Here is a 12,296-nt window from a genome sequence, read left to right as displayed (position 1 = left end):
GCGGCATATATAATAAGCGTGCTTACTATTCAAGTGGCTGCGTTGTTCCAGAAGCCGGCAACCGCATGCGGCCATGCCAGGGCTGCATGGTCGAAGCTCGCCAAGGCGGGCATGAGAGCGCCACAGAGCGCCGGCTCCGGCGTCGTCTTCAGGCAATGGGTGCATGGCATGGTGCCAACTGTCTAGGATTCACAGTGTTTTAGCAGCTGTGCTGGTGCCGTTCGGCATGTTTGTGATACATCTGGCGGCGAGGATCGGGGGATCATCGCAATGCCGACGCTCTATGCGCTGAAGCCGGCTTTCCAGGACAGGCTGCGGCCGCTGGTCAACAGGCTGGCGGCGATGGGTGTGATGGCCAACGGCATAACGGTCGCGGCTGCGCTGCTGTCCATCGCGGCTGGATCGGCGATCGCGATCCTCCCCGATTGGAGCCCGCTGCTCTTCCTCATCCCCCTGGTGCTTTTCCTTCGCATGGCGCTCAACGCGATTGACGGCATGCTGGCGCGGGAACATGGCCAGGCCTCGACGCTCGGCATGTACCTCAACGAGATCTGCGATGTCGTCTCCGACCTTGCGCTGATCCTGCCGTTTGCCGCCCTTCCCCAATTCGGCGCCTGGGGTGTCGTCGCCTTTGCCATCGCCGCGGCGCTCACCGAGTTCGCCGGCGTGCTCGGCATCGCCGCCGGGATCGGGCGAAACTATGCCGGGCCGTTCGGCAAGAGCGACAGGGCGCTGGCGCTCGGCGTGGTCGCCGTGCTCGCCGCCGCCGGGCTCTGGCCTGAGGCAATCGCGCCATTTGTGTTTCCGGCCATGGCTACGCTTTCGCTGCTGACCGCCATAAACCGGATACGCGCCGGTCTTATTGGCAGCACCGGCTGAGCACCGAGACTCGCCATGCCGTCCGGGGGAACCACCATGCTTCACGAACAGGTTGCCAGCGCGCCGGCGGAAAGCCTTGCGCGGCAGGCGCAGGAACGCACCTTCCGAAGCCATGACGGCACGCAGATCTTTTACCGCTACTGGCCGGCGATGCAGGCCACGGCCAAGGGCGCGGTCGTGCTCTTCCATCGCGGACACGAGCATGGCGGCCGCATGGCGCATCTCGTCGACGAACTCAGCCTGCCCGACTACGCCTTCTATGCCTGGGATGCGCGCGGCAACGGCCGCTCTGCCGGCGAGCGCGGCTACGCTCCGTCTTTCGCCGCGCTGGTGCGCGATATCGACTGTTTCATGCGCGAGATCGCCGCCAGGGACGGTTTTGCCGCGCAGGACATCGCGTTGATCGCGCAGTCCTTCGGCGCGGTGCTGGCGGCCGCGTGGGTGCACGACTATGCGCCCAGGCTGCGCGCCATGGTGCTCGCCTCGCCCGCCTTCTCGGTGAAACTCTATGTCCCTTTCGCCAAGGAAGGCATCGCGCTGTGGCAAAAGATCAAGGGGCGCTTCTTCGTCAATTCCTACGTCAAGGCGAACCTTCTCACTCATGACCCTGTGCGCATTGCTTCCTTCGAAAACGACAAGCTGATCACAAGGCCGATCGCCTCGAACATCCTGGTCGAGCTCTATCAGCACGCGGCGCGCATCGTTGCCGATGCGCGCGCCATCACCGTGCCGACGCAGCTTCTTCTGTCGGGCAGCGACTGGGTGGTGCGGCACGCGCCGCAGCACGAGTTCTTCATCAATCTCGGCAGCCGCGCGAAGGAGCGCCACGTGCTGCCGGGCTTCTTCCACGATACGCTGGGCGAGCGCGACCGCGCCAAGGCGCTCGACCTGATCCGGCCGTTCCTCGAAGCGCAGTTCGCGGCACCCGCGGAAGCTGTAGACCTGAAGCAGGCGGACATCGCCGGCTACACGCGCGACGAGGCCGACCGCCTCGCCTCGCCGCTCGATCTGCTTTCGCCCAGGGGCCTCTACTGGGCTATGAGCCGCGCCTGCATCCGCATCGGCAGCTGGTTCTCGCAAGGCATGAAGGTCGGCGTTACCACCGGCTTCGATTCCGGTTCGACGCTCGACTATGTCTATGAGAACGAGCCGCGCGGCCTGGGGCCGATCGGCCGCATGGTCGACCGGACCTTCCTCGACGCCATCGGTTGGCGCGGCATCCGCCAGCGCAAGCTTCACATCGAAGAGCTGATCGGCTCGGCGCTGGCAATGCTGAAGGCCGCTGGGCGGCCGACCAACATCCTGGACATTGCGTCTGGTCACGGCCGCTACGTCCTCGATGCGATCGACATGAGCCGGGAGCAACCGACCAGCGTTCGGCTGCGCGACTATTCCGACCTCAATGTCGAGCTCGGCCGCAAGCTGATCGCCGAGCGGCAATTGCCGGCCAGCGTGTCGTTCCAGCGCGCCGACGCCTTCGACGGCGATGGGCTCGCCGCGCTCGATCCGGCGCCGGACCTCGCCATCGTCTCCGGCCTTTACGAGCTCTTCTCCGACAATGCGCTGATTGCGCGCTCGCTCGGCGGCCTTGCCCGCGCCATGCAGCCGGGCAGCCTGCTCGTTTACACCAACCAGCCCTGGCACCCGCAGCTCGAAATGATCGCGCGCAGCCTGACCTCGCATCGCGGCGGCCAAGCCTGGGTGATGCGGCGGCGCACGCAAGGCGAGATGGATCAGCTGGTCGAGGCGGCAGGCTTCGAGAAGCTCGACCAGCGCATCGACCAATGGGGCATCTTCACCGTCTCGCTGGCAAGGCGGCTTTAGGACCACCGCCGCATGCCTTCCAGTGCCGAGCCCCCGCCACTTTCACCCAGCGCCGAGCCCTATGGGCGTGTCGTCCTGCGCGCAGCGCTGTGGCTCGCTTTCCTCGCGCCTTTCTTCTATTCGACCTACGGCTTCGCCAATTGGCTCGCCTCGACGCGCGACCATGTCGGTAGCATCGTGTTCTCCTGGGAACACCATGTTCCGTTCGTCGCCTGGACAATCGTGCCCTACTGGTCGATCAACCTGTTCTACGGACTGTCGCTCCTGCTCAACGACAGCCGCCAGGGCGTCGACCGGCTGGCCGGCCGATACCTCACCGCGCAGATCGTCGCCGTCGCCTGCTTCATCCTGTTTCCGCTGACCGCCACATTCGTGCGGCCGGAAACGAGCGGCCTGCCGGGTTTCCTGTTTGCGGTCCTCGGCGGCTTCGACAAGCCGTTCAACCAGGCGCCGTCGCTGCATATCGCGCTGTTGGTGATCATCTGGGATCATTGGCGCCAGCGCCTCGCCGGTCCTTTGCTGGGGCTCTGGCACGGCTGGTGCTTTCTGATCGGCGCCTCGGTGCTGACCACCTGGCAGCATCATTTCATCGACATCCCGACCGGCGCGCTGCTCGGCTTCTTTGCCCTGTGGCTCTTTCCGGCACGGGGCGAGCTGCCGTTCGCCGGTTTCCGCCCGGCTGCCGACGGCAGGGCATGGCGGCTTGCGCTATGCTACGCGCTGGGCGCCGCTCTGGCGCTAACGGGCGCTGTGGTCGGCGCCTTCTTCTCCGCCCTCGCCTTGTTGCTTCTATGGCCTTCGCTGGCGCTGGCCATCGTCGCCTTGGCCTATGCCGGGGCCGGCGCGAAAGTGTTCCAGAAGGCGGCGGATGGCCGTGTGTCGCTGGCGAGCCGCATCCTGCTTTGGCCTTATCGTCTAGGCGCCAGGGTCAATGTCTGGACCTGGACGCGCAAGCTGCCGCCGGTCGTGCCGGTCAGCGACGGCATCTTCCTTGGGCGGTTCCCGAACGCCGCCGAGGCTGACGGCTTCGGCACGGTGATCGATCTCGCCGCCGAGCTTGAGCGGCCGCGCGACGCGCCGGGCCGCTGGCAAAGCTTCGGCGTGCTCGATCTGCTGCCGCCGCCGGCGGACACGCTCGACCAAGCGGTGGCGGCGATCGAGCCGGCGCGCCGGCAAGGCACGGTGCTGGTCTGCTGCGCGCTCGGCTTCCAGCGCAGCGCCACCGTCATCGCCGGATGGCTCGTCGCGACCGGCCGCTCGCAAACGCCGTCCCACGCGCGCAAGCAGCTCGCCGCGTCCGGACGACCAGTGCATCTTCAGATCGGACTGGACGAGCCGGCATGACGGACGAAGCCTATCAGCAGCGGACAGCCGCCTTTGCCGCGATGCTGATCAAGCACGCCGCATGGCCGGCCGCGATCGTGCTCGTCTGCGACGGCTTCGCGCCTTTGGTGGCTTCGGCGCGCGGCGCGCTCCAGGCGCCGATCGCGGTGCTGGCGCTGCTGGTCGCCGCGGTAAGCGCCGTCGTGGTGCTTGGGTTTTCGGCGCTTCTCGCCTTCGACGCGCTGTTGTTCCGGCTGATGGCGAGCCATGACAATGAGCGTTCGGGATGCGCCGCGGTCGACGACGTGCTGGCGCGCATGCGGCTCAAGCCTGTCTCCTCGTCTCCGCGCCCGCTCGAGGACCGCATCGCCGGAACGCGCCGCCTGCTTGCCCGGCAGCGCATCGCCTTCGCGATCTTCGTCATCGCGTTCCTGACAGCCGGATTCTGGATGCCGGGATGAACAAGCTGTCGCTCCGGACCTTCACGCTGCTGCAGACGGCGACTTCGGTCGGCCTGTCGGCGCTGGCCCGGGCGGTGACCGGCGTGCGTCCGATCTGGAGCGGCTGCCAGCCATCGGACCGGCAGCGCATCTATTTCGCCAACCACACCAGCCATGGCGATTTCATCCTTTTGTCGGCCTGCCTCAGCGAAAGAGAACGCGCCACCACACATGCGATCGCCGCCGCCGAATATTGGCGAAAGTCGCGGCTGCGCCGCTTCATCGCCGAGGACATGCTGTCCTCCGTGCTGATCAGCCGGCAATGGACGAGCCCGGAAGAGAACCCGATCTCCGTCATGCTTTCCGTCCTCGACCGGGGTCATTCGTTGATCATCTTCCCGGAAGGCACGCGCAACATGAGCGACGAGCTGCTGCCGTTCCGCTCCGGGCTCTACAATCTGTCGATGGCGCGGCCGGAAGTGGAGCTGATCCCGTGCTGGATCGAGAACATGTCGCGCGTGTTGCCCAAGGGCCAGTTCCTGCCGGTGCCGCTGCTTTGCCGCGTGGTCTTCGGCGCGCCGGTGGCGGTAGCGCCGGGCGAGGAACGCCGCGCCTTCCTAGAACGCGCCCGGGCCGAACTTCTGGCGCTCAATCCCCGACCTGATCGAGACGAATGATGCGCCACGAAATCAGCATCCTGATCATCGGCCTTTTCGTGGTGCTGACCACCGCCAGCGCCACCGCCGCCGTGCTGTCGGCGCGCGCGCCGAAGCCGCTCAGCGCGACGCTCACCAACCTCACCCAGCGCATCAATGCCTGGTGGGTGATGGTGGCGCTGATGACGGTCGCCTTCTTCTTCGGCCGCTACGGCATGACTATCCTGTTCGCGCTGATCTCGTTCGCGGCGCTGCGCGAGTTCGTGACCTTGACGCACAGCCGCCGCAGCGACCATTGGGTTCTGCTCGGCATGTTCGGCATCGTCATTCCGTTCCAGTACTGGCTGGTGTGGACGGCCTGGTACGGGCTGTTCGTGATCTTCATCCCGGTCTACTGCTTCCTGCTGATGCCGGCGATCACGGCGCTGCACGGCGATACCGAGCGCTTCCTGGAGCGCGTGTCGGCGCAGCAATGGGCTATCATGATCGCGGTCTATTGCGTCAGCCACGTCCCTGCTCTGCTGACGCTGAACGTGCCCGGCTTCGAGGGCCGCAACCTGCTGCTCGTCGCCTTCCTGATCATCGTCGTGCAGGGCAGCGACGTGCTGCAGTACATCTTCGGCAAGCTGTTCGGAAAGCACCGCTTCTCGCCAAAGGTCTCGCCGTCGAAGACCTGGGAGGGGCTGATCGGCGGGCTCGTCGCCTCGAGCCTGCTCGGCGCGCTGCTCGCCTTCATCACGCCCTTCTCGCCATTGCAGGCCTCGGCCGTCGCCTTCGTCGCCTGCACGATGGGGTTCCTCGGCGGGCTGGTCGCTTCCGCCATCAAGCGCGACCAGGGCGTCAAGGATTGGGGGCATCTGATCGAGGGCCATGGCGGCATGCTCGACCGCACCGACAGCCTGGTCTTCGCCGCGCCGATCTTCTTCCACCTGGTGCGCTATTTCTGGACGGTTTGAGCGTCGGCATCGGCGTCTCCCTGCGCAATTCCAAGGCCGCCTCACCCAAACATCGGAAAATTTTCAGAAACCGTTCGGGATTTCCGGAGCCTGAAGCGCCAAGAAGATCGGGCTGGCGAAAAGACAGGCCGCAAAGCCCGATCTCCCTCTCCAGCCAACTGATTTCCCGGTCGCCGCATCCTCCCAGCGCGGCCGCAACCTTGGTCATGGAGACAACATGATTGCACTTTTTCATAACAGGCCGCTGCGGCGCCGCCTTGTCGCCGGATCGATCGCCGTTCTTGCCTGCGGCGGCGCCATGGTCTGGCACGGCGCCAGAAGCGAGGCCTCGAACGTGAAGCCCGCCGCAGCCGAGACAAAGCTTGTCAAGGCCATCGCGGCCGTCCCGATGCTCAGCGCCGATACCCGCATCGCCATCGGCGAGATCCGGCCGAGGCTAGAAAGCGACCTCGGCTTCCGCGTGTCGGGCAAGCTGCTCGAACGCGTCGCCGAGATCGGTTCGACGGTGAAGAAAGGCGAGGTGCTGGCCCGCATCGAAGACCAGGACTATCGCAACCGGCTCGCCAGCGCCGAGGCCGATGTCGCGGCGGCACAGGCCGTGCTTGTCGAAGCAAAAGCTGCGGAGGCCCGGATCGGTGCGCTGCTCGGCAAGGGTTTTACCACCCGAGCCAATTATGACGCGACACTGAAGAATCTGCGTTCGGCGCAGGCCAAGCTCAAGTCGGCGAACATCGCCTTCGAGATGGCCAAGGACCAACTCGGCTATACCGAGCTGCATGCGGAATTCGACGGCATCGTCACCGCCACCGGTGCCGAAGCCGGCCAGTCCGTCAATGTCGGACAGATGGTGGTGCGGGTTGCCGATCCCGAGAGCCGCGACGCGGTGTTCTCGATCGCCGAAGCTGTCTTCGCCAACGCGCCCGATACGAAGCACCCGCCAAAAGTGACTGTCTCGCTGCTCAGCAATCCGGCAATCACCGCGGTCGGCACCATCCGCGAAATCGCACCTATGGCCGACGCCGCGACCCGCACCTTCCAGGTAAAGGTCTCGATCGAGAATGCGCCCAACGAGATGCGCTTCGGCGCAAGTGTTTCCGGCCGCGCCGAGATGGGCGGCGCGCCGGTCATGGTGCTGCCGGGCAGCGCGCTGTTCGACAAGGACGGCAAGCCGGCCGTGTGGGTCGTGTCCGCCTCGTCGGCGGTGGAGCTCAAGCCGGTCACGGTTGCCCGCTACGAGACCGACCGTGTCGCGGTCAGCGGCGGCCTCGCCAAGGGCGATCTGGTCGTCACCGCCGGCGTGAACCGGCTGCGGGAACGCGAAAAAGTGCGTATCGTTGAAGGAGAGGAAAAATGACCATGTCCAAGACAAAGGTCCTGATCGCCGGCGCCGGCCCGACCGGGCTGACGCTCGCTCTCTGGCTGACCAGGCTCGGCGTCCCGGTCCGCATCTTCGACAAGGCCACCGGTCCGGGCGAAACCTCGCGCGCGCTCGCCGTCCAGGCGCGCACGCTGGAGTTCCATCGCCAGATCGGCATCGTCGAGGACATCCTTGCCGAGGGCATCCGGCTGGAACGGCTTACGTTGCATACGCCGGCCGGCGTCGCAGCGCGGCTGCCGCTTTCCGATTTCGGCCGCGGCATCAGCCCCTACTCCTTCGCCTTCGCGCTGCCGCAGGATATCCATGAACGCGTGCTGATCACGCATCTGGAACGCGCCGGCGTCGAGGTCGAGCGCGGTACGGAGCTCGTTGCCTTCCAGGACAAGGGTGACGCGGTCATCGCGACGCTTTCGCGGAACGGCAAGACCGAGACCGTCAGCGCAGCCTATCTTGCCGGTTGCGACGGCGCCCGCAGCACGGTTCGCCATGGGCTGAACATCGGCTTTCCGGGCGGTACCTACGAGCAGGCCTTCTACGTCGCCGACGTGAAGGGCACGGGCAACGTCACCCGCAATGGCATGGACACGACCATCAGCACCTATGGCTTCGCTATCGTGATGCCGGTCCGGCAGTCGGGCTCGCTGCGCCTCATTGGCATCGTGCCGAAGGCGCATGAGGCCGACGAGACGATCAGCTTCGAGGCGATCCGCGCCGATGTCGAGCGCGACACCGGCGTCACGGTCGAGGAGGTCAACTGGTTCTCGACCTATCGCGTCCATCATCGCGTCGCCGAGCGCTTCCGCGCCGGCCGCGTGTTCCTCGTCGGCGATGCCGGACACATCCATAGCCCGGCCGGCGGCCAGGGCATGAACACCGGCATGGGCGATGCTGTGAACCTCGCCTGGAAGCTAGGCGCCGTGGTGCAGGGCCGTGCCGATCCGCGCCTGCTCGACAGCTACGAGCCGGAGCGCATCGCCTTTGCCCACAAGCTGATCGAAAGCACCGACAAGGTGTTCCGCTTCATCACCAACCGCTCGCGACTGGTCGGCCTGTTCCGGCGTTACGTGATGCCGAAGGTCATGAACATCGGGCTCCACACATCGTTCGGGTCTCGCGCATTCTTCGGCGTGATCTCGCAGACGGCGATCGAGTACCGCGCCGGGCCGATCAGCTCGGGCATGGCGGGCAGGGTCAGCGGCGGCGACCGCCTGCCCTATGTCGCCGGCAACGTCATGGGCGCGGGCGGCGACAATTTCGAGCCGCTGCGCTCGCTCGACTGGCAGGTCCATGTCTATGGCGAGGTCAATTGCGATTTTCGGGCGATGCTCGCACCGACAGGAATTGCAGTGCATGGCTTCGCCTGGACAGACGCAGCCGGGAAGGCCGGCCTGCAGCGAGACGCAGCCTATCTGGTGAGGCCGGACGGCCATGTCGCGCTCGCCTCGCCGGTCCAGGAGGCAGCCGCCTTTCAGCGCTATCTCGCGGGCCTCGCCATCAGGCCGAGAACCGCCGAGCGCGCGCCTTACCGTGTGCCGGGCACCATGCACAGCCTGGCCTGAATTGCGACAGTGCCCGCCAAGCGGCGGGCGCTGACCGAACCCAAACCGTCATTTGTTTTGGCCAGCCGGCAGGCGCCGGCGGAGCGCGCTTGCGCGCGCCCTGAAAAGGAACCGCATCATGACCAGCTTCAATCTTTCCGAATGGGCGCTGCGGCACCGCAGCTTCATCGTCTACCTGATGATCGCGGCCGCCCTTGCCGGCCTCTACGCCTATGGCGGCCTCGGCCGCGAAGAGGACCCGCCCTTCACCATCAAGACCATGGTGGTGAAGACGATGTGGCCGGGCGCCAGCACCAGCGACACGGTGGAGCAGATCACCGATCGCATCGAGAAGAAGCTCGAAGAGCTGCCGGACCTCGACTACGTCAAGAGCTACACCAAGCCCGGCGAATCCGTCGTCTTCGTCAACCTCAAGGACACGGTGGCCGCCGACCAGGTGCAGCCGCTCTGGTACCAGGTGCGCAAGAAGCTCGACGACATCAAGCCGACGCTGCCGTCCGGCGTGCAGGGCCCGTTCTACAATGACGAGTTCGGCGACACCTATTCGCTGATCTACGCGCTCACCTCCGACAGCCTCAGCCATCGCGAGTTGAAGGATCTCGGCACCAGCCTGCGCGCCGGGCTGCTGACGGTGAAGGACGTCGCCAAGGTCGACCTCATCGGCCAGCAGGACGAGAAGATCTATCTCGAATTCTCGACGCAGAAGGTGGCGGCGCTCGGCCTCGATGTCGGCACGCTGTCGCAGGCGCTGCAGGCGCAAAACGCGCTGACGCCGAGCGGCACGGTCGATGCCGGCCCCGAGCGCATCGCCATCCGCGTGTCCGGCAGCTTCACCTCCGAGGAAAGCCTCAAGGCGATCAACTTCTACGCCAACGGCCATTACTTCCGGCTGGGCGACGTCGCCGAGGTCAAGCGCGCCTATTCCGACCCGCCGCAGCCGATGTTCCGCTTCAACGGCAAGCCTGCGGTCGGCATCGCCATCTCGATGACTTCGGGCGGCGACGCGCTGGCGCTGGGCGAGACCGTCAAGGAGAAGATGCATGAGATGCAGGCCGAGCTGCCGCTCGGCGCCGAGCTCGGCCTGGTCGCCGACCAGTCGCATGTGGTGGAAGAATCCGTCGGCGAGTTCACCAAGAGCCTCGGCGAGGCGATCGCCATCGTGCTCGCCGTCTCGCTGCTGGCGCTCGGCTGGCGTCCCGGCGTCGTCGTGGCGGTCGCCATCCCGCTGGTGCTGGCGATCACCTTCGTCACCATGGAGTATTTCGGCATCTCGCTGCAGCGCATCTCGCTCGGCGCGCTGATCATCGCGCTCGGCCTGCTGGTCGACGATGCCATGATCGCGGTCGAGATGATGATCTCGCGCATGGAGGAAGGCTACGACAAGATCTCGGCCGCCACCTATGCCTACACCTCGACCGCCTTCCCAATGCTCACCGGGACGCTGGTGACGATCGCCGGCTTCGTGCCGGTCGGCTTCGCCAAGAGCGGCGCCGGCGAATACTGCTTCTCGCTGTTCGCTGTCGTGGCGATCGCGCTCGTCGTCTCGTGGGTGGTCGCGGTGCTGTTCACGCCGCTCACCGGCGTCTTCCTGCTGCCCGATCGCATCAAGGGTCATGGTGGCAGCCATCAGCCCTCGCGCATCGGCCGCGGTTTCCAGGCGCTGCTCGAGATGGCGATGCGGGCGAAGTGGCTGGTGCTGTCGGCGACGGCCGGACTGTTCGCGCTCTCCGTCGTGGCGATGGGCTTCGTCGGCCAGGAGTTCTTCCCGAAGTCCGACCGGCCCGAGGTGATGCTCGACCTCACCTTGCCGCGCACCGCTTCGATCAAGTCGACGGATGCCGTGGTCGAGCGCGTCGAGAAGCTGCTCGCCGCCGATCCAGATATCGACCACTGGAGCTTCTATGTCGGCCAGGGCGCGGTGCGCTTCTACCTGCCGCTCGACGCACAGCTCGCCAACGACTTCTTCGCCCAGGCGGTGGTCGTTACCAAGGGCCACGCCGTGCGCCAGGCGGTGATCGACCGGCTGGAGAAGCAGCTGTCGACCGGCTTCGACGACGTCATGGTCCGCGTCACGCCGCTGGAGCTCGGCCCGCCGGTCGGCTGGCCGCTGAAGTTCCGCGTCAGCGGTCCGGATCCGGACAAGACGCGCGGTCTCGCGCAGCAGTTCGCGCAGGTGCTGGGCAGCGACGCCTCGGTGCGCAACATCAACTACGACTGGAACGAGCCGGCCAAGGTCATCAAGGTCGATGTCGACCAGGACCGGGCGCGCGCGCTGGGCATCTCCTCGCAGCAGCTGTCGGAGACGATCAACGCGGTGCTCTCCGGTTCGAAGATCACCCAGATGCGCGACGACATCTACCTCGTCGACATCGTTGCCCGCGCGGTGGAAACCGAACGCGCCAGCATCGACACGCTGCGCGGCCTGACGATCAGCGCCTCCGGCGGACGGCGGGTGCCGCTCGAGCAGGTGGCGAAGCTCACCTACCAGACCGAGCCGCCGCTGATCTGGCGCCGCGGCCGGCTGCCGACCGTGACCGTGCAGGCCGATGTCGCGCCGGGCGAAAATGCCACGCTGGTCACGCGGCGGCTGGAGAGCGCCATCGCCGCCTTCAAGGCGGAACTGCCGGCGCGCTACAGCGTCGAGCAGGGTGGCGTGATCGAGGACAGCGCCAAGGCGCAGGCCAGCATCTTCGTGGTGTTCCCGCTGATGCTGTTCATCATGGCCACCGTCCTGATGGTGCAGCTGATGAGCTTCCAGCGCCTGGTGCTGGTGCTGCTCACCGCTCCGCTTGCGATCATCGGCGTCGCCGGCGCGCTGCTCCTCTCGGGCGCTCCGATGGGCTTCGTCGCGATCCTCGGCGTGATGTCGCTGATCGGCATGGTGATCCGCAACTCGGTGATCCTGATCGCGCAGATCGACCAGCACATCGCCGCCGGCGAGGAACCATGGGCAGCGGTGATCAGCGCCACCACGCATCGGTTGCGGCCGATCCTGCTCACGGCGGCGGCCGCCATCCTCGGCATGATCCCGATCGCGCCGACGGTGTTCTGGGGGCCGATGGCCTATGCGGTGATGGGCGGCCTCTTGGTGGCGACCGTGCTGACGCTGGTTTTCCTGCCGACGCTCTACGTCACCTGGTTCGGCATCAAGGCGCCGGCTGAGAGCACCCCCGCGGCCGAACCGACCGCGGCCGCAGCCGAGCCCCAGCCGCTGGTGGCCTGAGCGGCGCCCTCCCAGCAGCCACGGCGGCCAACGCCGCGGTGGCGACCTTTATCACCCA

At 66.4% G+C, this 12,296-nt stretch carries 9 protein-coding genes; all 9 read left to right on the top strand.

The window, feature by feature from the left end; all coding sequences use genetic code 11:
- Positions 1-270 precede the first annotated feature (270 nt).
- The 9 genes from P9228_RS25685 to P9228_RS25645 all read left to right on the top strand — a co-directional run bounded on the left by P9228_RS25685 (position 271) and on the right by P9228_RS25645 (position 12,238).
- The gene (locus tag P9228_RS25685) at positions 271-879 is read left to right on the top strand and encodes a CDP-alcohol phosphatidyltransferase family protein (RefSeq protein ID WP_278056221.1); all 609 of its coding nucleotides are present in this window, start codon (positions 271-273) and stop codon (positions 877-879) included.
- Between the two features lie 36 nt (positions 880-915).
- The gene (locus tag P9228_RS25680) at positions 916-2,703 is read left to right on the top strand and encodes a bifunctional alpha/beta hydrolase/class I SAM-dependent methyltransferase (RefSeq protein ID WP_278056220.1); all 1,788 of its coding nucleotides are present in this window, start codon (positions 916-918) and stop codon (positions 2,701-2,703) included.
- A gap of 12 nt (positions 2,704-2,715) precedes the next feature.
- Positions 2,716-4,047, top strand: a complete 1,332-nt coding sequence (locus tag P9228_RS25675) for a phosphatase PAP2/dual specificity phosphatase family protein (RefSeq protein WP_067324865.1) — start codon at positions 2,716-2,718, stop codon at positions 4,045-4,047.
- A complete protein-coding gene (locus tag P9228_RS25670) occupies positions 4,044-4,487 on the top strand; it encodes a hypothetical protein (protein WP_067324864.1) in 444 nt (147 codons plus the stop codon). Before P9228_RS25675 ends, P9228_RS25670 begins: the two co-directional genes overlap by 4 nt.
- Entirely contained in the window at positions 4,484-5,143 is a 660-nt protein-coding gene (locus P9228_RS25665; protein ID WP_067324862.1) for a lysophospholipid acyltransferase family protein, read from the top strand. Before P9228_RS25670 ends, P9228_RS25665 begins: the two co-directional genes overlap by 4 nt.
- The gene (locus P9228_RS25660; protein WP_066996678.1) at positions 5,143-6,078 is read left to right on the top strand and encodes a phosphatidate cytidylyltransferase; all 936 of its coding nucleotides are present in this window, start codon (positions 5,143-5,145) and stop codon (positions 6,076-6,078) included. The genes P9228_RS25665 and P9228_RS25660 overlap by 1 nt, the downstream gene beginning before the upstream one ends.
- 217 nt (positions 6,079-6,295) lie before the next feature.
- Positions 6,296-7,432 (top strand): efflux RND transporter periplasmic adaptor subunit, encoded by a 1,137-nt coding sequence (locus P9228_RS25655; RefSeq protein WP_278056215.1) that lies wholly within the window; start codon positions 6,296-6,298, stop codon positions 7,430-7,432.
- Between the two features lie 2 nt (positions 7,433-7,434).
- Entirely contained in the window at positions 7,435-9,015 is a 1,581-nt protein-coding gene (locus tag P9228_RS25650) for an FAD-dependent monooxygenase (protein WP_278056213.1), read from the top strand.
- Positions 9,016-9,133: 118 nt separating this feature from the next.
- A complete protein-coding gene (locus P9228_RS25645; protein WP_278056211.1) occupies positions 9,134-12,238 on the top strand; it encodes an efflux RND transporter permease subunit in 3,105 nt (1,034 codons plus the stop codon).
- Positions 12,239-12,296 lie beyond the last annotated feature (58 nt).

The organism is Mesorhizobium sp. WSM4898 (assembly GCF_029625845.1).
Lineage (GTDB): Bacteria > Pseudomonadota > Alphaproteobacteria > Rhizobiales > Rhizobiaceae > Mesorhizobium.
Note: the sequence above shows the minus strand (reverse complement) of the source record. Positions and strands in the feature narration are given on the sequence as shown.

Excerpts from the sequence above, each read along its gene's own strand:
- P9228_RS25680 (WP_278056220.1), top strand. The coding sequence starts at position 916 with ATGCTTCACGAACAGGTTGCCAGCGCGCCGGCGGAAAGCCTTGCGCGG.
- P9228_RS25685 (WP_278056221.1), top strand. The coding sequence starts at position 271 with ATGCCGACGCTCTATGCGCTGAAGCCGGCTTTCCAGGACAGGCTGCGG.
- P9228_RS25675 (WP_067324865.1), top strand. The coding sequence starts at position 2,716 with ATGCCTTCCAGTGCCGAGCCCCCGCCACTTTCACCCAGCGCCGAGCCC.
- P9228_RS25645 (WP_278056211.1), top strand. The coding sequence starts at position 9,134 with ATGACCAGCTTCAATCTTTCCGAATGGGCGCTGCGGCACCGCAGCTTC.
- P9228_RS25660 (WP_066996678.1), top strand. The coding sequence starts at position 5,143 with ATGCGCCACGAAATCAGCATCCTGATCATCGGCCTTTTCGTGGTGCTG.
- P9228_RS25665 (WP_067324862.1), top strand. The coding sequence starts at position 4,484 with ATGAACAAGCTGTCGCTCCGGACCTTCACGCTGCTGCAGACGGCGACT.
- P9228_RS25670 (WP_067324864.1), top strand. The coding sequence starts at position 4,044 with ATGACGGACGAAGCCTATCAGCAGCGGACAGCCGCCTTTGCCGCGATG.
- P9228_RS25655 (WP_278056215.1), top strand. The coding sequence starts at position 6,296 with ATGATTGCACTTTTTCATAACAGGCCGCTGCGGCGCCGCCTTGTCGCC.
- P9228_RS25650 (WP_278056213.1), top strand. The coding sequence starts at position 7,435 with ATGTCCAAGACAAAGGTCCTGATCGCCGGCGCCGGCCCGACCGGGCTG.